Origin of the sequence: Cellvibrio sp. (assembly GCF_039207905.1) — a bacterium.
In the GTDB taxonomy this organism is placed as follows: Bacteria; Pseudomonadota; Gammaproteobacteria; order Pseudomonadales; family Cellvibrionaceae; genus Cellvibrio.
The window spans coordinates 1-20,962 of sequence record NZ_JBCECX010000015.1; the positions used below are offsets into that span (position 1 = coordinate 1).

A 20,962-nucleotide genomic window follows, 5' to 3' on the forward strand; every position below is an offset into this window, starting at 1 on the left:
TAAAGATCAGATCCTGATTGATTTCACGGCGTTGGGTTTACGTATCCAGATTGTTGATAAAGACCAGCGACCAATGTTTGATATCGGCAGCGCGAATTTGCAGAAGTGGTCATCGGATGTGCTACATGCGTTGGCTCCAATCCTGAATAAAGTGCAAAACAAAATCAGCGTCACCGGTCATACTGATTCAACGCCTTATGGTGCAGGCGCGACCTACACTAACTGGGAGTTATCTGCTGATCGTGCGAATGCTGCGCGGCGTGCGCTGCTGGAAGGTTCGTATCCGGAAGCGAAAGTTGCCACGGTACAAGGTATGGGTTCTGCTGCGCCGTTATTGGTGGATAAACCGGGCGAGCCGATTAACCGTCGTATAGCGATTATCGTGCTGAAAAAAGCGGTGGCCGAAGCACTGGGTAGTGGTGTGGGGATTGATAGTAGTCAGCTGATGAAAAGTAGCGATACGTTTGCTCCGCCATCACCGCAACCAGAACCTGCACAGCGCTTCCTCTCTCCATCGGAAGTAGACGATGCGATTGATGCGGCTAACTCGCAATAATCCTCCGGTGTTAGATTTACCAAAGTATGGACTCACAAAAAACGCGCTGACATAAACGGCGAACATAAAAAAACGGGCTGAAGAATCAGCCCGTGTTTTTATTGCACTCATTGTTTATTTCACATTGGATTAATGATGTTGTAATCCAGCTTGTGGTTTATCGCCTTTCCCCATTCGCTGTACAACATGATTGGCCATACCGCTCGCCAATTGTTGTTCGCTCAAGAATATCTTGCCAATCTTTTCTTGTACCCAAAGCTCGGCTTCTTCTTCATTGTGTGTGCGGATCACAATTTCAATTTTAGGATTCAATGCACGTGCTGTTTCAACCATCTGGCGCACATGAAATGTATTGGCGGTTGCCGCGATCAAGATACCGGCTTTAGCGATGTGCGCCTGAATCAATACATTCGGGTCCGCCGCATCGCCACATACTGCAGGGATATTGTTCTTACGCAGTTTTTCAACCAGCTCACGGTTGGTATCGGCAACCACATACGGAATTTGTTTTTCATCCAGAATGCGTGCAATGCGGCGGCCAACGCGGCCATAACCTACCAATACGGCTTGGCCGGCCAAGAAAGCCTCGTCGGTGCTCATCGGCAACACTGCGAGTGGGTCATCGCGCATTTCGAGGGAGCGCGCATAAGGTGAACGGGCGCGTATCCATTTTTGTAACGGCTCGACACTGGCAAAAATCAATGAGTTCAAAGCGATGGAGGCGAGCGCACCAGCCAAAATTAAATTCTGCGCCGTTGTATCCATCAACCCCAAACTCATACTCACACTGGCGAGAATAAACGAGAACTCCCCGATTTGTGCGAGGCTCGCACCCACCGTGAGTGCCGTGTTGAGGGGATAGCGGAATGCCACCACCAAGGCGACCGCCACAATGGTTTTCCCAAACATAATGATGGCAACCACTGCGAGTACTTTGAGTGGTTCGTTAAGCAAAATATGGAAATCAAACAGCATGCCGACCGATACGAAAAACAATACGGCAAAGGCATCGCGCAGTGGGAGGGAGTCATCCGCCGCACGATGGCTAAATTCCGATTCGCGCAACATCATGCCCGCAAAGAATGCGCCGAGTGCAAAGGAGACATCAAAGAGCGCCGCAGAACCGTAGGCTACACCCACGGCGGTAGCGATAACGGTCAAACTGAACAGCTCGCGCGAACCTGTACCGGCAACCCACCAGAGCAACTTGGGCAATAAGCGCTTGCCCACGATCAACATGAATGCGATGAACGCGACCACTTTGCCGAGCGTGAAGAGGATAGTCATGGTAACGCTGGTGTCAGTACCAGCCGCGTGTTGTTCAGGGTGAGCAGCATGTCCGCCCATCAGTGCGGCAAGTGCAGGTAAAAGAACCAGCACTAATACCATCACCAAATCTTCGACCACCAGCCAGCCGACCGCGATGCGGCCGTTAATACTGTCAATCAGGCCGCGCGCCTCAAGGGCTTTAAGCAATACCACGGTACTGGCAACTGAGAGCGCAAGGCCGAATACAATCGATTGACCCCAATTCCAGCCCCAAAAATAACCCGCCAAGGCACCGAGTAAGGTTGCGATAGAAATTTGTAAGATCGCACCGGGAATTGCGATACGTTTAACCGCCAGCAAATCACCAATCGAGAAGTGTAAGCCCACACCAAACATCAACAACATCACGCCTATTTCGGCCAATTGCGCGGTTAATTCCATATCCGCCACAAAACCGGGCGAATAAGGCCCGACAATAATCCCGGCGATTAAATAACCAACGAGGGGGGGCATACGCAAGCGAGTTGCGAGAAACCCGAAAATCATGGCCAATCCGAGGCCGGCGGCAATAGTGGTAATAAGGCTGATGTTATGAGGCATAGGCAGATCAATTTTAGGTGAATGAGGGACAACTATATTTGCTGAAAGTGAAGCATTGCAACCTATGGCGCGATTTTTGCGTTTTTTTACCCCGCTATTTTTCCGGGATGGGATTGAATAGGCGGCTATGGCCCCCAAATCGCTGAGTCTGTTTAGTGGTGTTTCACAAAAGTAACATTGGCTGTCTATAGTCGTTTATCCACCGGTATTCCAAGGAGAATCCCATGTTTTACGAACTCACCGTTGTGCAATTCAGCAAAGCACTGTCCAACCTCAATGCAATCCTTGATAAAGGTGCGGCTTACGCCGAAACAAAAAAAATTGATGTATCCGTGCTGTTGAATTCACGTCTCGCGCCGGATCAATTCAACCTGATTCGCCAGGTGCAAATCGCCTGCGATACCGCCAAGTTGGGCGTTGCTCGTCTGACCGGTAAAGCCGAGTCGGCTCCGGTGCATGCCGATACCGAAGCGACACTACCGGAATTGAAGGCGCGCATTCAATCCGTACTGGATTACATCGGCAGCTTCAAGCCAGAAGATTTTGCCGAGACTGCCGAGCGTCACATCAGCCAGCCTCGTTGGGAAGGTAAGTACCTGACCGGTACTGAATTTGCGATCCAGCACGCAATTCCGAATATTTATTTTCACATCACCACTGCCTACGCCATCCTGCGTCACAACGGTGTTGAGGTGGGTAAGAAGGATTATCTTGGAAGCATGCCGTACAAAAGTTAATATGGCGCTCCAATAATCAATTCGTACGCTGCGCGAACAGCGTACGAAACTTATAAAGGATGCGTGCAAATGTCAGAGGTTCGGCTGGATGTATATTTGCTCGGTGAACCGCAACCGGGTATAGATCGATCAACACTGGTGCGCAACCTCGCCACCACCTTCAAAAAAGAAGTTCCTGTCATCGAGAAAATGCTGCGTAAGTCGCGCAGTTTATTGAAGTCCAATATCGATGCCGCAACAGCAGCCAAATACAAAGCCGCTATCCTGAAAGCCGGAGGCCAATGTGAATTGGTCAATCATGGCGAACAATTATTTCCGACTGATGCATTAAGTCCTGTGGCAGCACGCCCAACGCTGACCATTGCACCGGTTGAACCAACCCAATTGACATCTGCTCCAGATGAGTCAGCGTCAGGTAATACAGATTATTCATCTCCCTATTCTACGCCCGAGACTAACAGCGAATCGACCGAGCACTTTTGTTATAAGTGCGGCCGTTCAATCACATCGGGTTTGACGCAGTGCCCTTATTGCCGCGCGCCGCAAATCCAGTTCAATAGCAAAAGCAAAGTCACTGCAGGATTTCTTGCCTTTTTCCTCGGTGGATTTGGTGCGCACCGTTTTTATCTCGGCCAATGGTGGGGGATTTTTTACGTTATTTTTTGGGCGACCTTGATTCCCAGTATTGTTGCTTTGGTTGAATCATTTGTATTTTGGTTCAGCTCGAATGAGCGCTGGAACCAAAAATATGGCCAAGTACCTGCTGCAACTCCCGGTTTAAAAGCGGCCATTGCAGTAGCGGTATTTTTTGCATTTATTTTTGTTGTGGGTATCCTCGCGTCTATCTCCTTACCTGCCTATATGGATTACACCGCGCGCGCAAAAGTACAGGCATCTTTACCTCTCATTAATGAAACACGTCAAAAAGTCACTGAAGTAATTAAACAGAAGGATTTTTTCCCAAGTGAAAATATCCTCGCTGGATTACCTGAGGTAATCAGCAGTGACAACATTTCTTCAATCGCATTGAGTGAAGGTGCGAAGATGGTTGTCACCTTTAATATTCCCAGCTTGAACGATGGCAGAAACACTATTGTGTGGACACCTGCAAAGCGCGGTGGCGATATTGTCTGGGATTGCAAAAGTGGAACCATGCCGGATAAATACCGCATGCCGGAATGTCGCGGTGGCGAAGTCGATGTAGCTAGTTCTGAGCAGGGTACTGCTGCAGTAGCACCTGCCAATAAACGCTTTTACAGCGACGATAAAAAAATATCCCTCTCAGTTCCAAGTGCTTGGCAAGAAAACCGTAGATTAAATCCGGCGGCGATTCTTGGCGTGTCCAACTCAGTTGATGAGGTCTACGTCATGGTATTGCGTGAGCCAAAGACAAATTTTAGTTCAAGCATTAGTCTGGGTGATTACACGGGTTTTATTTATACGGGGCTTGAAACTACAGTGCCTGGGCTTGCCTCCATTGCATCTACACAAGATTTGAGTGTAAATGGCTTGCCGGCGAAGCAGCAGTATCTGTCTGCTACTATGGGGGGTAATGATATTGTTTATGCAGTTACCACTGTTGAGGGGGCTGAGAATTTCTATGCGATCTATTCCTCAACAGCCCATTCTCGTTTTGAAAAAAATAAGGCGATACTGCTAAAAGTAAGCGAGAGTTTTGCTGAGCACAACTAAAGCTGATAACCAATAAAAAAGCCGCTTGGATAAAACCGAGCGGCTTTTTTAGTTAAAGCGTTACATATTTTTACTGTGCTATTTTTGCCTTGCGTACCAGCTGAATAAATTCAGTGCGGTAGCCGTATTCGTCGTTACCCTTATTGGTTTGTGCAAGTTCAATTACTTTGTCGTAAGTAAAGTCACCGGTGTAGTTGCTGCCGCGCAATAACTGCGCAAAACCAGCGACTGCTGTTGCGAAGTTTGTTTCCTGTTGTACAAGCGAGTTTTTCATATCGTTATTGGTTGCGCCAATCGGCTTTTCGATCAGGTTAGATTTGGTTTCTGTCGGTAATTTATAGCGCAAACGTAAAAAGGCATATTCACTGCTTTTTCCTGCTGCCGGTTTACTTTCTTTTTGGTAGCGGCTTTCCTCTAATAAACCACTATCAGCACCAGCGGGTGTTATTTCATAGATGGCGGTTACACGTTGACCTGCGCCAATTTCGCCAGCATCCACTTTATCGTTGCTAAAATCTTCGCGATTCAGCGCGCGAGTTTCATAACCGATCAAGCGATACTCTTTAACTGTGGCAGGATTAAATTCCACCTGGATTTTTACATCCTTCGCGATTGGAAATAAATTGGAAGTGGCTTCAGTCACCAATACTTTTTGCGCTTCGCTAAGAGTGTCGATGTAAGCGGCAGTACCGTTGCCGTTTTGCGCCAGGGTTTGCATCATTTCATCCTGATAATTTCCCTGGCCGAAACCGAGTACCGATAAATAAATACCTTTCTCGCGTTTGCGTTCCACAAAATCCTGCAGCGCTTCATCACCGGTTTGGCCGACATTAAAGTCGCCGTCGGTGGCGAGGATAATGCGGTTAACGCCTTTGGAATTAAAATTTGCTTCCGCTAATTGATAGGCGAGGGCGATACCTTCTGCACCGGCGGTACTGCCACCCGCTTGCAAATTATTCAGTGCAGCGAGGATTTTGCTTTTCTGTTTAACTTTGGTTGGCTCCAGCACGGTTCCGGCCGCACCCGCGTAAACGACTATTGAAATAGTGTCGTCTGGTTTGAGGGTGTCCAACAGCAAACTCATGGACTGTTTTACCAGCGGCAATTTCGTTGGTTCGTCCATAGAGCCGGAAACATCCAGTAAAAATACCAGATTGGATTGTGGAATTTCGCTGGCCGCTAACTGATAACCCTGAATGCCGATATGGATTAATTTATTGCCCGCTTTCCAGGGGGAATCCATCACACTGGTATAAGTTGCAAAAGGTGTTTTGCGATTGGTTGGCGATGGATACGCGTAATCAAAATAATTAATCATCTCCTCGGTGCGCACTGCATCTTTTGGTGGCAACAGGCCATTGTTAAGCATGCGCCGCGCAAAACTGTAGGAGGCAGTATCCACATCGATTGAAAATGTTGAGACTGGATTTTCGCTCACCGCAACAACTGTGTTTTCTTTAACGTTTTCAAAGCGGTCGCGAAATTCTGCTACGGGTTGAGGTTGCACTTCAATTCCTGCAACGCGCTGTAACGCTGGTACTGGAGCGCTCATTTTTGCGACGGGTGCGGCAGCAACAGTTGCAAGCCGTGCCTCGTTTTTTTCCAATGCGATTGCAGTGTTGGTATCTTCAGGGGCAAATGAATCTGCTGGTGACTCCAGAATTGGAGCCGGTGCAGATGGCATGGCGATGACTTCTTCAATAACCGGTTCAGGTATTGCCTTTTTAGCTTCAGCAGCCGGTTTCGCTAACTCGAATTCGATTGGCGCTTGCTCGGCAATCCGTGCCGCCAACTCGTGTTGGTCTGAATCAATTGTTAGATGCTGCATAAATGTCAGGCCTGCAACTACGGCAAGGCTTGATGCTGCAATGCCGGAAATCATTGCTGGCTTTTGCCAGAAAGGACGATTGTCAAAGCTGTTGTTATTGATTGCATCGTTCACAGTGCTTTTCATGATGTTGTTGGTCCCGTGGTGGTTGGTGTCACGGGTAAGACGCAAGCGCTGTAAAAATCCTTGGAGGATGTTGGAGTTATTTTTTTCGGGCGTCGCTACGTCGGGTGTCGCTAACGTTTCTTCATCATTTTCCTGAACTTGGCGTTGCTCATTAAATGCAGCCATAGCCGCGGCCAGATGGCGACTTTTTGCTGCCGCATCAGGTTTGGGCGGTTGCTGTTGCAAGAGTTGTTGTAATTCGTGGTCGTTCATATCTTGCTTGTTCATAGGGAGTGCTCCCAGCTTCCATCGGGCTGTTGTTGCAGAAGCTGAAGTTGTTTGCGAATTTCGTGGAGTCGCCAGGAAATCGTGGACTCTTTTAGCTGCAAGATTTCGGCGGCTTCGGCGTGGGTGAGTCCTTCGCCGTGGACGAGCAATGCCGTCTCTTTAAATCCGTCGGCGAGTTGATCAAGCAGGCGCAATACCTGTTGGAGATAAATGCCATTCTCGGCTGATTGATCGGGTGCAGATTCAGGCTCGATCCAATCTTCTATATTTTGGTGTTGATGACGATTCTGGCTTTTGTACCAATCCTTGGCGCAGTTGATAACCAACCGGTACAGCCAGCTACTAAAAGCTGACTCAAAGCGGAATTGACGGATGTTCTGGGCAAGCTTGATACAGGCCTGCTGGGTGATGTCTTCCGCATCAGTACTATTACCGCACCAGCGATAAGCGAAGCGGTAGATGCTGTCGTAGCAGTCCCCAAGAAGCACCTCAAACGCATGACCATCGCCCGCTTGGGCGGCATAGATTTGCGTAGTTTGGTCGCTCTTGGTCATCGGGAGTGATCCATAGTCAGTCCGGGTATTGGCATTGTAAATAGCGTCAGGTTTCTGGTTTTACTGAGACGATCCATGGGTTGAATTCCTTGGAAAAGGAGTTTTTTGTCGGTTTTTTTTACACTTTATCTGCATTTTTGTGATTTGGTTATCATTAATTTGCTGATTTAAATGACAATTTTTTCTGTGGCGCGGAAATTGCTAATTCTGACGACATAGACCATTTAGAAACCCGATTGCCGAAAGTAGAGCGACATGTATCGCTAAGGCCACACCTGATGAAGGCTAGTCTACACCGGCACATTTCTATCAACTTATGGAATACGTTCATGTCGAATAAAACATTCTTCGCCCGTTGTGCCAGCTTAGCGGGCGGCTTAATGCTGACTCTGACCGCTCACGCCAACTTGATTGTGAACGGTAGCTTTGAAGATAACAGTGTTGCACCAGGCAATTGGGCCTATTTTGACTCAGCCAGCGTGAATGGTTGGGAAGGCAGCAATATTGAGATCTGGAATACTTTTGGTGGTGTAACGGCACCGGATGGAAAACAACACGCAGAATTAAATGCGCATCCTTACACCGGAAATGTATTTTCCATTTTCCAAACCTTTAATACCGTTGTTGGCCAAAGTTACGATGTATCTTTCTTTTACAGCGCGCGCGAAAGTGCCAATGAAGCATTCAGCTTCAGTGTCGGCACACTAAGTACGCTGATTAATGATCATGTTGTTGGTGCGTGGAATCAATACACCAACAGCTTTGTTGCCAATAGCACATCTACTACCTTGCGCTTTACCAGTGTTGATGCGGGCACCATTGGAAACTTTCTCGATAAGGTTGTGGTTACTACCAAGGCAAATGTTATTGAGTCCAACCCATTGGTTATGTTGATGATTGGTCTGGCCGGTTTGATTCTGGTGAGAAGAAAGAACCGCGCACAAGCATAGTTCCCATTTTATTTATCGAAACAAAAAGAATTGTCCGCAATTCTTTTTGTTTTTTTGTTAGTGGCAGCGATTTCTTAACGCTGCACAAAAAGAATTCAATTCCAGCGCTGTTTAGTTAGTTGTTGGATTTGATTTGCACGCCGATGCGTGTTTCGTGTAAGAGTTAACGGCTTTGCCGTTCTCTTGCAATGTTGTTGGGTGGCATGTGCTGCCTTGTTTATTTTAAAAAGGGAAACTCCATGTTTACTAAGTTTGTAAAAAGTGTTGCTTTTGCTGCAGCTTGCCTGTTCTCTGTTAACAGCTTTGCTGGTTTGATCACTGATGTTGAAGCAGTGAATAAAACTGTAGATTGGACCAAGAGTGTTTCTTGGACCCACAATATTCTTGATCAAGGTTTCGATTTGGGTTCAGCCCTGAGTGCTACTCTGACTATTGAATTCCGTGACGATGCTAAAGATCCATGGTACGCACCATTTGAAATCGCGTTGGTACAACTTGGCAACTTCGACGGTAAAGATGGTGGCTTGGTTTTGAATCCTACCGTTGATTGGGCTGGCGCACTTGGTATTAGCTCATTGGTTAAATTGAATGCTGACGGTACTTTGTTCGTTAAAGTAACTAGCACTTTGGGTGATTTTGTTATCAAGAATTCAATCCTGAATGTAGTTACTAAAGACGCACCAGTAAGCGTTCCTGAATCAAGCTCATTGATCCTGTTTGGCCTTGGTTTGCTTGGCCTTGGTTTGATGAGAAGAAAAGTGCGCGCATAATTGTGTTTGCATTGAAAAAAACCGCTCAATGAGCGGTTTTTTTTGACTTATTTTTTGTAAAAACTAACGCGGAAATTGTTTAATTGTCTGTTGCAGTTCAAATAGTTTTTCGGGCTGGTTTTGATAGGCTATTTGCTCAAACAGGATCAGGATTTTTGTTAGACCTGTACGTAATTGCGGTTCGCTAACAAGAATGCGGCGAGTGAAATCACCTAGAGTTTCGCCAGTTTTACGTTTATATCCTAACTGGCGCAGCTTGTGCTCCAGATTTTTAATCGCCCGGATTTCCGCACTGTTCGTGGGCTTTTTATGGCTTCTCACTAATGCCCATGCGAATAGGGCTGCGCCGATAAGCCCTAAACCGATCAGCCAGAGCGTGATACGCCAGGTTTCGGTTCCTCCCAGCAGGCGTGATAGAAGACCTTCTTGTGCTGTGCTGTCGTAATTTAAAACCCACCGTTGCCATGTGTAGGTTGCTGCATCCCAGCGCAATTGCAGGTTGTAAAGCAAACTGGATGATTGCCATGCGTCAGTCACAAGTTCCTGATCAGTTGCACCGAGGGCTTCATTCATGCCTTGCTCAATGCGATTAGGTGCAACTACTGCAGTGGGATCTATCATTTGCCAGCCTTGTCCATCTATCCACACTTCTGTCCAAGCGTGGGCGTCAGATTGACTCACTAACAAATAGTTTTCGAGGGGATTCCAGCGTCCTCCTTGGTAACCCACTACCAGACGTGCTGGAATTCCAGCTGCACGCAATAGAACGCTGAAGCTGCTAGCGAAATGCTCACAGAACCCACGCTTGCTGACCAGCAGGAATTCGTCAACAGAGTGTTGTCCCAGAACTGGTGGTTGAAGCGTGTAAGTAAACTCGCGATTAAATAATGCCAGCGCGCGTGCAATTATCTGATCGGTTCTCAAATTTTGGTTGCGCCAGCTTTCAGCCAGTGCGCGGGTTTGAGGATTGCTATCGCGCGGCAATTGGGTATAGAAGATGCGCTGGCTGTCACTAAGTTGCAGGGCCTCTTTCCGGTCGATCTTGAGGTCAGACGTAACCTGATAGCGCATTCGCTGTGCCACAGGACTTCTGTTCATTAGTAGGGAGTCAGCTGTTATCCGGATTGATTTGCCCGGAGTATCAACAGCTCGTGGCGTCATTAAGCTAAATAGCCAAGGTTGTCCGTGTGGTTCGACAATAATGCTGTAATCAACCAATTCGCGCTCGCTATCTTCTGCCGTCAAATCTGCTGGTCGTCCGCCCCAGCGTTCGCGCATGCGCCAAGCTCTTCCGTCGAACTCATCCAATACCAGTCCACGCCAATAGAGTTGATTGGTAGATGGTGGTTGATTGGTAAATTCCACTCGAAAGGCCGGCGAGGTATCAAGCGCCAGGTTTCCCAAATCTCCGGGTGAGACACTATCGCTAAAGCCAGTTTTGGCCATTTGTTGATTCGGGGTTGCCCACAGCGGCCCCAAGCGAGGGATTACCACAAACAGAACTAACATCATCGGCAGTGCGTGGAGCAAAATCATGGCGCCGCGTTTCAAGCGCACGGGGGTTGTCTGCTCGTGAGTCAGGTAAAGCGAACGCCAGGTAGTGAGTATGAGCACGACACAGAGTAAGCCGTAGGCAGCAGCTTGTGGTGTTTGGCTAAAGAGAAATTGGGTGGCGGTAACAACAAGGCCGATAAATATCAGTAACTGGGCATCGCGGGGGGAATTGGCCTCCAATAGTTTGAGCGAAAAAGTGCACACCAGCAGCCCAACCATGGTTTCCGTGCTTGCCCTGCCGGAATAGCTGGCAAGCATGCCCGCCGCACAAGCGAATACGAGTATCGCTTTAACCAAGCTGCCGGGGGCGCCCCAGCGACCGCGAAACATCTGGGTGCGCCATAGGGCTGCTATCGCCCACACCAGCCACAACCACGCGGGTAGATTAAACAATAGTGGCAGGATCAACAGCGCTTGCATCACCAGTAGTAAAGCGAGTTTGTCGCGCACTAAATATTCCGGTTGGCGTTTGGCTGCTGTTTTTGTCGGTTTGGCGCGACCGCGCAATCTAGCGAGCATGGTTTGCCTCGCGCGGGAGATTAAATTCGGCCAGCGCCTTCAGTACTGTTTGTTGATGGTAATCACCTAATGCTGGGGCGATGGCAATACCCGGGAGGCGCAACCCAAAAGGAATCTGGCGGCGCTCATATTCCATTGCCCAATAGCACAGTCCAGATAAACGCAGTTCTTGCAGGTGATTCAAACTATCCCAATCCAGCCATTTCTCGGCCGAGAAGTAAGCCTGGTATTCCTTGGTGAACAGGCCTTTGTCTTGCGCAAATTGTTTCCAGGCGATGTGTTTGATTGGATCGCCGGGTTGATATTCGCGCAGGCCGCTGAAGTCATCGCCACCGCGCTGGCTGGTGCCGCCTTCTTCACGACCATCACTGGCTTGCGCGTGGGGTTCATCGGTTGCGATAGGCGCTGGGTAGATAAGTGCTACTGCATCCAGATTTAGCCAGCTCCAGCAGCGGATAATGCCGAGCGGGAAACGGCTTTGTACCAGCAACCGACCGGGGCGCAGATAACCGCGCGTGCGGCTTTCGCATCGCACTGTGACCTGCAAGGGTTCGTTGTAGTTGAGGGTAACGGTTTGGGTTTCGCCGTTCTGCCAGCGCAGCTCGAGATTATCGCAACCCGCTTTGTGTATGCAGGTGAGTTCCAGCACAAAGGCGGCGCTATCGCCTGCAAATGTTGGTCGCGCACTCACAAAACGCACAGTGATGCCGGATAAATTTGCAAACCCATGCAGGATGCTGACTACAAAAATACTAATCAGCAGATAACTCAGGCCCAGAATTAAATTGTTTTGGTAATTAGTGCCGAGCAGCCAGATCACCAGCGCGGCCAATAAATACAGTAGGCCGGTAAAGTTGGGAAAGGTGTAGAGGTTTTTGCGCGTGAGCTGCACTTGCAGCGCACGCGGCGAGCGGCGGTCAATCCAGCGATAAACACGCTGCTGCCAGCGCTCCCGCAATCCGGCGACAAGGCTATTTGCAATCAGGGGGAGCATGCTTAACCCAATACATCCACGCTGTCGCGCAGGTGTTTGACGAGTGGTTCAGTATCCTGGCTGTGACCGCGTCCGCGCACCCGATGGCCGACCACGGCGGGCAGTACGGTTTGCACATCTTCCGGCACCAGATATTCGCGGTTGTGAATCAGCGCCCAGGCTTTGGCGGCACGCAATAATGCCAGCGCACCACGCGGCGATAAACCGTAGGTGAATTGCGAATCGGTGCGGGTAAAGGCAACCAGGCGCTGGACATAATCGAGCAGCGCGTTGCTGGCTTTGACTTGATGCACAGCTGCTTGAATTGCGGCGAGTTGCTCGTGGGTAACCATGGGCGCAAGTTCGCGGATACGCGCACGCGGATCGACTCCTTCAAATAACGCACGCTCTGACGCAGGGCTCGGGTAGCCGAGCGAGATACGCATCAAGAAGCGGTCGAGTTGCGATTCGGGCAATGGAAAGGTACCGCTTTGGGATAGCGGGTTTTGCGTCGCAATCACAAAAAAAGGTTTGGGCAGCGGGCGACTTTTTCCTTCAATGGTCACTTGCCCTTCTTCCATCGCTTCCAATAGCGCGCTCTGGGTTTTGGGCGAGCTGCGGTTGATTTCATCGGCCAACAATACTTGGGTAAAAACGGGGCCGGGATGAAATTTAAATACCCCTTGTTCGCGCTCAAAAATCGCCACACCGAGGATATCGGCGGGCAGCAAGTCACTGGTGAATTGCACCCGCTCGAACTTCAATCCCAACACTTTGGCGAGGCAGTGGGCGAGGGTAGTTTTGCCCATGCCGGGTAAGTCTTCAATTAGAAGATGGCCTTCGGCAAACAGGCAGGCGAGGGATAGACGGACTTGCTGGTCTTTACCTAAAACGATTTGGTCGACTTGCTCGATAACCTTGCTAATCAGTGACTGCATGCGAAACCCTGGAAGCTATTTATTCAGCTGCCAGCATAGCTCAGGGGTGATGGAGTGGGGGATAAAGAATCGCAAAGCTGGCGCCAGTTCACGCGAGCTATTAGTCAGTCAGCAGCGACTACGCAATTGCGGCCTTGCTGCTTGGCTTGGTAAACCGCTTTGTCGGCGCGCACAAACCACTCTTCTAATGTTTCATCGGGATGCAACTGGGCGCAGCCGAAGGAGGCGGTGAGTGTGCCGTCGGGATCGTGTAATTCGGTTTCAACTTGTACGCGCAATTGCTCGGCGATGACTAACGCATCTGCAAGCGGTGTGTTGCGGGCAATCACCACAAACTCTTCGCCACCAAAACGAAATACCCGGTCGGTTTTACGCACGCGTTTGCTGAGCAAATTGGCTAGATCCACCAAGACTATATCGCCAATGTTATGGCCGAATTTGTCATTCACCATTTTGAAAAAATCCAGATCCAACACAATCAACGTGACCGGTGTTTGGTTGCGCGCAAAGTCGGCGATGCTCAAACGCATCTCTTCATCCATTGCACGGCGGTTGCCCAGTTGGGTGAGTGCATCCTGATTGGCATAACCTTGCAATAGCAGCTGCTGCCGATGGGTGAGTAGCGCAAACACATAAGCCATGCTGCCGCACATCAATAGCGACGACATCATTGCGAAGGCTTCGGTCGTATTTTCCAGCTTGATGGCAATAGGCAGTACGGCGGCAATGGTTAGCAAGTTGGCAATGAGTGCCGTTCTGGCGGTGAGTAAAAAGAAGTTGGCGAGCAATGCCGGGAACAGCCAAAACACCAGCAGCGGTTGGTTTAAATGGGCAACTGCAACGGAACCAGCGGAATAAAGCAGCGCGGTAATATTGGATACTGATTGGGTCGCCTGGCCGCGCCAATAGGTGTAGGCCGCGCTACTCAGTGCCACAACTACAATCGCCAAATCGACCAGCGCTTTTACTATTTCGCCATTGAGGTAGCGGATAACGCAGAAAGGCGCTATTCCAAGGCTGGCGAGCAACGCGAACAGGTAAACCAATCCGCGTTGGAATTTGTTTTTGGCGTCGGTGAGCATGGTCTCCGGCGGGATCTCCCGTTGTGATCTTTTATTGGCACAACACCCGTGCCGGCTTTTTATAGATCACAGCATAGTTGGCAATTCCCTGTTTTGCCTCATTCCGGGGAAAATCGTTATAAGGTCTGTCCGCCTGCGGTGTTAGTCCCATTTGCATTAACGTCCAGCCATTCAAAAATGCGCTCCTGCATATAGGGATAAAAGGGGTTGGAGTAGAGCCGCATGTCGGTTTCGGCTTTGATGATCAGCGTGTTGCTTTCCCCGCGCAAATGCAGGCTGCCCAAACGAATGCCGAAAAACTCATCTTGCCGTGGAGTGAGGCCGTAAACCGGATCGTCCACCGGAAACGGCAGGGCGACGTGGGACAGCGAAAATACGCCCGGCGGAAATTCCAGATCGAGCGGTCGCACTACTTCATCTGTCGTACCCGCCGCTTGCCGCCGTTCGCTGACTGCCATGGTGGTTGCATCGCGATTGCCGATTTTTACCAGATCGTAAGTGTGTGGTCCGACCCCAAAGGTATTGCGCATAAGGTTCGTCGCAGCCGGGCGTGTAATGGGCACAAAACTGTGGTGGCGGTTGATATCAAACAACACCAGCTCACTATTGTTCGCGGGCATGTGGCGATACAAATATTTCTCTAGCGCGTCGGTTTTGACTGTGGCATCCATCACCGATTGGAAGGTCAGTATCGGTGGGAGATCTTGTAGCTGATGCAGCTTCGACATCTTCAAAATTTTGAATTGCAATTGCAGCGAAAAACGATGCGCTTGCCAGGCTGCGTTCACGGGAAATGAATTGTATTTAAACGGGTTATATTCCGGTGTTCTGTTCAGCCAGCGGTTGGAACTTAGCAGCGGCAAGTGGCCAATAATTTCCAGCGGTTTACTCAGGCCGGCAAATTCGCTGATGCCGATCATGGGCGATAACAAAATAACTTTTTTGGGTTTGGGCAGGTCTTTATCCTGCAGTGCATCCAGCGTGTAATTCAGCGCGAGGGTGCCACCGTTGGAATAGCCGAGCAGATAAAAATTCGGGTTATCGCCCAGTTGCCGTTTTACTTCTTGCGCGGCAAGGCGAGTTGCGGCCACCCAGTCCGGCCAGCGCGCGCTCAATAATCCCGAGGGCAAAGTACCGTGGCCGGGAGTGCGCAGGGCTATCACTAAAAACCCTTGTTGCTCCAGCGATTGCGCAAGGCTGCGCACTGAATAAGGTGAATCGGTCAGGCCATGCAGCATCACAATGCCTGCGCGAATTTTTTTAGGCGTTAAGACAAAGGTGTGATTCCAGTTGGGTGTTTGCAAGAGTGGATTTAACGGCGAATTTTGTTCGTAGCGATAGCCATTGGTGGTGTCCGATTCCGCCAATTTTTCGGTGAGTTCGGCAAACACTTTATCTTCCTGCGCGAGATAATCCCGCCATTGGTCGTCGTCTTTTTGCAAAAAGTTTTTTGCGGAATATTCCTGAGTTAGATCGATACGGTGCCAGGGTTTCGCGTTGCGCAAAGTGGAACAACCTCCAATAAAAAACACTGTTACAAGCAATACAACAAGGGGTAATTTGACATGCATCTAAGGCTCCTTGTGCTCAATCGCTACCGGCGGGTGAGCAAAATGTCCATCGCGTAAATAATGAATTATTTGTTCGATAACGGCTTCATCTTTCATGATGAACGGGTGCGATACCGGCAGCGAAATAAAATCGTGCATGCCCGCAATTTTAGTGCTCTCGACCGAGACTTTGCCATCATCAGGATTGGGCAAGTACAGCGATAATAAAAGATTCACACTGCGTGTGCCTGCGATCACACCCACATCAAAATTTACTGGCCCGAGTTTATTCGGCAGACTTTCTTCACCTGTGCCCAGTTCATCTCCGGCTGGACCATTAAGCCATTCAAACGGTGGCAAGTCTTTTAAATGGTCCACTATCTCGCTGCCTTTATTGGGCGGCGCCAGCATGACAACATGATTTAATTCAGGAATCTTGTGCTCGCTCAGATACTGGCGTACCAGAATTCCACCAAGTGAGTGGGTCACAAAATGAATACTGTCGATGGGATGCTCCCGACAACTTGCCAACGCGGGCGGGATGGCAAGCTCAGCGAGTTTTGCGATAGGAAACTGGCGCGAGGGATAATCGACATTGATTACACGATAATGCTGCGCGTGTAATTTTTCTGCCATGGGCAACATGGAGTCACTGGAACGAGCTAAGCCGTGTAGCAGAATCACGCATTCTTTGGCGTTGTGATTGGAGGGTAGTGGGTTGCTTGTGCAGCTGGAGAGCGCAGTGCCGAGCAGGGTGATGCTGATGCAAACCAGTAGTGCGCGTGTCGATATGTTCATCTAGGGTTCCCGGTAGTAGCATGCAAATTATGCCACACTATGGACTCAACGCATTTTTTACCTGCAGCCTTGCCGCGATAAACAAATACAGCGATTAACACCATGCCGTTTTTTGATAGCCATTGTCATTTTGATTTTGCCGAGTTCAATGCTGACCGCGCTGCGCTCTGGCAGGCATGTAATCAACAAGACATCACCGGTTTGCTAATGCCGGGGGTGACGCCTGTGCAGTGGGAAAGGGCGGCGCAATTGTGTGAGCAATATCCCGGTTTGTGTTATGCCGCGGGAATTCATCCGCATTGGATCGAACAGCAACAGTGGTTCAAAAAAAATGCTGAAGGCTTTCTTGATGAATCAACACAAGAAAAAATCCGCACGCTTATTTGCGATGAAATCGCTGGTTCTCCAACGTGCGTGGCAGTGGGCGAATGCGGGCTGGATAAAATGATCGCCACACCTGTGGCGCTGCAGCAGCAATTACTGGATATTCATATCGACGTTGCCAATCAATTGCACAAACCGCTCATCGTTCACTGCGTGCGGGCGCACAATGAATTAATTGCGCAGTTAAAAAAATCGAGAGTGAATTCTGGTGGTGTTATCCACGCTTTTACCGGCAGCTACGAAATTGCGCGGCAATTCGTTGATATGGGTTTTTATTTGGGGGTGGGTGGATCTATCACCTACGAGCGGGCGCAAAAAACACGCGCGGCAGTAGCAAAAATCCCACTTGAATATTTACTGCTGGAAACCGACGCACCGGATATGCCGCTGCACGGCAAACAAGGGCAACGTAATAGTCCGGAATATATTCCGCTGGTTGCGCAGGTATTAGCGGAATTGCGTGGTGTTAGCTGCGCCGATATTGAAGCTGCAATATGGAACAATACCCAAACACTTTTTTATCGCCAATAATTATTGTGCTTAGTTAGTGTTGGGTGATGTGTTAGAGGTTGATTGATTGGAGGTGCGCACGCAGTTGCGGCCTTGCGCTTTTGCCACATAGAGTGCGCGATCTGCGCGTGCGATAAAATCGGTGGGCGATTCATTTTTTTGCATTTGTGCTACACCAAAGCTGGCGGTAACCCGCAAGGCTTTAGGCCAATCATTTTCTTCAATACAGCGACGTAATTTTTCGGCCAGACCAACGGCATTTTCTATGGTGGTATCCGGGCAAGCCAATACAAACTCCTCACCGCCCCAGCGCGCAATCAAATCCTGGGTGCGTGTGTTTTCACTCAGTGCTTGTGAAAATGCCAGTAACACCTGATCACCGACATTGTGCCCGTAAGTATCGTTAATGTTTTTAAAGTGGTCGATGTCAATAAAAATCAGAGACAGCATGGGCGTGGTGTCGCCACTAAAGTTTTGGTTAAACACCGGCGCCAAGCCGTCGCGATTCAGGACTCCGGTGAGTGGGTCGCGGGTCAGGCGTTCTTCCAGTTGTTGATGTTCCTGATTCAGCAGTGTGTTGAGCGCTTCCAATTGTTTTTGGCGCTGCTGATTGTTGTGCAGCTCTCTTTTTGCTTTACGCAGGGTGTCGACGAAATAGGCCAGCGCAAGCAGAGTCCACACACAGAGCAAGCTAAAATAGAGTGTGCGATCGCTGATGTATTTTCCGCTGATTTCCACCCGATCAATAATCAGTTGGTATACACCGGGTTTTACATGCTCGCCCGTTGATATTTGCACTCCGCGCACTTCATTGAATTCTGGTCCCCAGTAATCCGGAGGGATTCTGCCTTGACTTAGCCACCAGGTCGGCACTTGCATATGGTGCAGTTGGACTATTTGTGGATAGCGCTCGTGGGTATTGAACAATTCAATCGCATTGTATTTAAGGGTATTGGAGTCTTTGACGTTGGAGTAGGCTTTATTAAAGTTCACCAACTGAAAGCGAACCCCGAAATCTTGCGGTGTTGAGTATCTTGCCCAGACGGTTGCCTGATGATGGTTGCTTAAATCTATGCCCCGTCCTTTCGCATCAATCAGGATGAAACTGATCTCGCAATAGGGCCATTGGTAATCGGAAGGAATGATTTCGCAGTTGAGGATAAAACTCTCGCCATCGCGCTTGAGCGATGCAATTGAGTTGCCGCCGTTGTTGCGGTCGTCGATCACTTCCACATGAATACTATCGTCCTGCCCCAGGACCAGTAGCTTTTCCGGTCCAAAATTTTGGAACGCGAGCGCGATCAGGGTAACAACAATTAATAATCCGAGCAGTCGTGCTTTCAGTATGTCGTGCTGGATGGTCATGGTCAGTGCGGTTTTTTGTTAATTTTCGCAAGTAAAGCACAAATTTTATCGGTCTGACAGCAAGAGTTTACACTCTTATTATTTTTATAACTTTTATTAGACTTTTACTGCAAACTCATAATTAAGTTTGCAGTAAAAGTGCGCTTTGCAACCAGTGTTTTACTGGTGTCGAATTATTTGACTGTATTGGTCAGATTTTTATAGATGGAATCCAGCAAGCCATCTTTGTCGGTGTCGTGCGGTAATTGCCAGAACATCATTCCGCCCAGCTTATGGTCTTTAACGTATTTTGCCTTTTCTGCCATTGAACGCTGGTCATCAAAGGTGGCGAATATTTTTTTCTCCGGGTTATAAATGCTGGGTGCTTTGGCGATATCGTCCCAGTGATAAACAAATCCATCAGCCTTATCAAAGCGCGTAGGGAAAGCTTTAAAGTGTGCGCCGTCGGTGTGAACGCCGGGTTGATAAAGTCCATTATTGGTTGCGCTGACTTCTTTCCACACGCGTGCGTAAAATGCGGTGCCGATGATAATTTTTTCCGGCGCTACACCTTTGCGCAATAAAAATTGCACGGCGTTATCGGTGGAATCTTTTTGTTGTGGTGTAGAGAAAAGTGCAGTGTGATGGCCGGTGTGTGGCGTCGCGCCGTTGACTATGTCGTAGGTCATCAGATTGACGTTATCCAGCAGCGGCATAATCGCATCCCAATCAACGGCTTTTTTTAAAAAGTCATCAAAGCCGCCGGCGGCAAAACTGAGTTGATATTGGTTACCAAATGCCGTGCGCAATTCTTGTATCAAGGCGGTAAAGTTAGCGCGATCATAAGCCGCGTATTTGTGCCCTGGATGACCGGGAATAGTCGGGTATTCCCAATCCAGATCTAAACCATCGGCGTTGTATTCTTTGAGGATCGCGAGGGTGGATTGCGCAAACACTTTGCGATTCTCGGCGCTATTAAAAATATCCGAGCAAGTTTCACAGCCACCCCAACCACCGAGTGCGATCATCACTTTCAAATGCGGATATTGTTGTTTCAGTGCGACCAAACGCTGCAGCGCCTGTTTGTCGGTATCTGAATCAAAACTCAGCTTGTTATCCGTTAAGTGCAGGAAGCTGTAAATGATGTGTGTGAGTTGGTTGAAGTTGTAGCGCTGTAAATCCGAGCCATCCCCCATGTAATAGGCAAGCACTTTGGCAGAAGCCGGTGGCGTGGTGTCAGCCGGTTTTGCGGCCAGGGTGACGGTTTGTTGATTGCTGCAAGCAGCGAGTGACATGGCAAATACCAGTGCAGCAACGGAATACAAAAACGATTTCATAAACATCCCTCAAAGGACAAGCTAATGATGATCGTTCGCTAGAGTGTGGGGGCGGTGGTAGTTACAGTTGCTGTCGTGCAGCAATTATTGTTTATCGCCGCATTCTAACTGTGACCAACAGGAATGGGATCTTTCCTGCGGGTAAAGATTCTTAAAGTTTCGTCTTGCCCTTATAATCGCGCCTCTTCCCCGATTTGAGACCGCCAGCGTGATTCCCCGCGATGATTTAACCAGTGTAGCAATCGCTGACTTGATGGCTAGCACCAATTGGCAGCAACAATATCGCCTGATTATCCAGTGGGGAAAATTGGTGCAGCGTAAACCGGAGATACGTGTGCCCGCCAATCTGATCAAAGGTTGCGAGTTGCCCGTGTGGTTACACCATCAGGACGATACAGGATTGCATTATTTCGCGTTCGATTCTGACAGCAGTGTCATTAACGGTTTGGCGGTGCTGCTATTGACCTTGGTAAATGGAAAGTCAGCGGCGCAATTACAGGGATTGGATTTGAAGCAGCAATTGCAGCAGTTGGGTTTGGAAAAACACCTGACTCCGTCACGCAATAATGGTTTGCAGGCCATTATTGCGCGCATCCATCAATTGTTGGATGCTGCCTGATTCCC

The 20,962-nt window shown here is 49.1% G+C and carries 18 protein-coding genes; 7 read left to right on the forward strand and 11 right to left on the reverse strand.

All coding sequences use genetic code 11. The features are described 5' to 3' along the window. The coding region (locus AAGC78_RS10745; RefSeq protein ID WP_435784077.1) for an OmpA family protein at nt 1-556 on the forward strand (556 nt) is incomplete at its 5' end. 129 nt (nt 557-685) lie between these two features. Here the strand turns inward: AAGC78_RS10745 and ybaL are convergent. After that, a complete protein-coding gene (gene ybaL, locus AAGC78_RS10750; RefSeq protein ID WP_435784078.1) occupies nt 686-2,425 on the reverse strand; it encodes a YbaL family putative K(+) efflux transporter in 1,740 nt (579 codons plus the stop codon). A gap of 224 nt (nt 2,426-2,649) precedes the next feature. Here ybaL and AAGC78_RS10755 point away from each other — a divergent pair, with 224 nt between their 5' ends. Next, a complete protein-coding gene (locus AAGC78_RS10755; RefSeq protein ID WP_435784079.1) occupies nt 2,650-3,162 on the forward strand; it encodes a DUF1993 domain-containing protein in 513 nt (170 codons plus the stop codon). 69 nt (nt 3,163-3,231) lie between these two features. Continuing rightward, on the forward strand, nt 3,232-4,854 hold the full coding sequence (locus AAGC78_RS10760) for an NINE protein (protein WP_435784080.1): 1,623 nt from the start codon (nt 3,232-3,234) through the stop codon (nt 4,852-4,854). Between the two features lie 70 nt (nt 4,855-4,924). Here the strand turns inward: AAGC78_RS10760 and AAGC78_RS10765 are convergent, their stop codons facing one another. Together AAGC78_RS10765 and AAGC78_RS10770 are read right to left on the reverse strand one after the other, a co-directional pair. Next, nucleotides 4,925-7,075 carry a vWA domain-containing protein gene (locus tag AAGC78_RS10765; RefSeq protein WP_435784081.1) on the reverse strand — a complete coding sequence of 717 codons (2,151 nt, stop codon included), beginning with the start codon at nt 7,073-7,075 and terminating at the stop codon, nt 4,925-4,927. Further along, the gene (locus AAGC78_RS10770; protein ID WP_435784082.1) at nt 7,072-7,629 is read right to left on the reverse strand and encodes an RNA polymerase sigma factor; all 558 of its coding nucleotides are present in this window, start codon (nt 7,627-7,629) and stop codon (nt 7,072-7,074) included. The genes AAGC78_RS10765 and AAGC78_RS10770 overlap by 4 nt, the downstream gene beginning before the upstream one ends. 329 nt (nt 7,630-7,958) lie before the next feature. Between AAGC78_RS10770 and AAGC78_RS10775 the strand changes: the two genes are divergently transcribed. Together AAGC78_RS10775 and AAGC78_RS10780 are read left to right on the forward strand one after the other, a co-directional pair. Then, nucleotides 7,959-8,579, forward strand: coding sequence for a DUF642 domain-containing protein (locus tag AAGC78_RS10775; protein ID WP_435784083.1), 621 nt, complete (start codon nt 7,959-7,961; stop codon nt 8,577-8,579). Between the two features lie 239 nt (nt 8,580-8,818). Beyond that, the gene (locus AAGC78_RS10780) at nt 8,819-9,349 is read left to right on the forward strand and encodes a PEP-CTERM sorting domain-containing protein (RefSeq protein ID WP_435784084.1); all 531 of its coding nucleotides are present in this window, start codon (nt 8,819-8,821) and stop codon (nt 9,347-9,349) included. Nucleotides 9,350-9,412: 63 nt separating this feature from the next. Here AAGC78_RS10780 and AAGC78_RS10785 read toward each other — a convergent pair whose 3' ends face one another. The 6 genes from AAGC78_RS10785 to AAGC78_RS10810 form a co-directional block, all read right to left on the reverse strand. Then, nucleotides 9,413-11,422 carry a transglutaminase TgpA family protein gene (locus AAGC78_RS10785; protein ID WP_435784085.1) on the reverse strand — a complete coding sequence of 670 codons (2,010 nt, stop codon included), beginning with the start codon at nt 11,420-11,422 and terminating at the stop codon, nt 9,413-9,415. After that, nucleotides 11,412-12,416, reverse strand: a complete 1,005-nt coding sequence (locus AAGC78_RS10790; protein ID WP_435784086.1) for a DUF58 domain-containing protein — start codon at nt 12,414-12,416, stop codon at nt 11,412-11,414. Before AAGC78_RS10790 ends, AAGC78_RS10785 begins: the two co-directional genes overlap by 11 nt. A gap of 2 nt (nt 12,417-12,418) precedes the next feature. Further along, the gene (locus tag AAGC78_RS10795; protein WP_435784087.1) at nt 12,419-13,333 is read right to left on the reverse strand and encodes an AAA family ATPase; all 915 of its coding nucleotides are present in this window, start codon (nt 13,331-13,333) and stop codon (nt 12,419-12,421) included. 104 nt (nt 13,334-13,437) lie between these two features. Continuing rightward, complete coding sequence (locus AAGC78_RS10800; RefSeq protein WP_435784088.1) at nt 13,438-14,415, reverse strand: diguanylate cyclase; 978 nt, start codon at nt 14,413-14,415, stop codon at nt 13,438-13,440. Nucleotides 14,416-14,531: 116 nt separating this feature from the next. Further along, nucleotides 14,532-15,986 carry an alpha/beta hydrolase gene (locus AAGC78_RS10805; protein WP_435784089.1) on the reverse strand — a complete coding sequence of 485 codons (1,455 nt, stop codon included), beginning with the start codon at nt 15,984-15,986 and terminating at the stop codon, nt 14,532-14,534. Next, nucleotides 15,987-16,763, reverse strand: a complete 777-nt coding sequence (locus AAGC78_RS10810) for a lipase family alpha/beta hydrolase (RefSeq protein ID WP_435784090.1) — start codon at nt 16,761-16,763, stop codon at nt 15,987-15,989. Between the two features lie 102 nt (nt 16,764-16,865). Between AAGC78_RS10810 and AAGC78_RS10815 the strand changes: the two genes are divergently transcribed. Continuing rightward, nucleotides 16,866-17,678: a TatD family hydrolase gene (locus AAGC78_RS10815; RefSeq protein WP_435784091.1), complete on the forward strand. Its 813-nt coding sequence runs from the start codon at nt 16,866-16,868 to the stop codon at nt 17,676-17,678. Between the two features lie 9 nt (nt 17,679-17,687). Here the strand turns inward: AAGC78_RS10815 and AAGC78_RS10820 are convergent, their stop codons facing one another. Both AAGC78_RS10820 and AAGC78_RS10825 read right to left on the reverse strand, forming a co-directional pair. Continuing rightward, entirely contained in the window at nt 17,688-19,022 is a 1,335-nt protein-coding gene (locus AAGC78_RS10820) for a GGDEF domain-containing protein (protein WP_435784092.1), read from the reverse strand. Nucleotides 19,023-19,195: 173 nt separating this feature from the next. Continuing rightward, on the reverse strand, nt 19,196-20,338 hold the full coding sequence (locus AAGC78_RS10825) for a glycoside hydrolase family 18 protein (protein WP_435784093.1): 1,143 nt from the start codon (nt 20,336-20,338) through the stop codon (nt 19,196-19,198). Between the two features lie 208 nt (nt 20,339-20,546). On the opposite strand from AAGC78_RS10825, the gene AAGC78_RS10830 reads away from it, so the two are divergent. After that, complete coding sequence (locus tag AAGC78_RS10830; RefSeq protein ID WP_435784094.1) at nt 20,547-20,957, forward strand: SufE family protein; 411 nt, start codon at nt 20,547-20,549, stop codon at nt 20,955-20,957. The last annotated feature ends 5 nt before the right edge of the window (nt 20,958-20,962 follow it).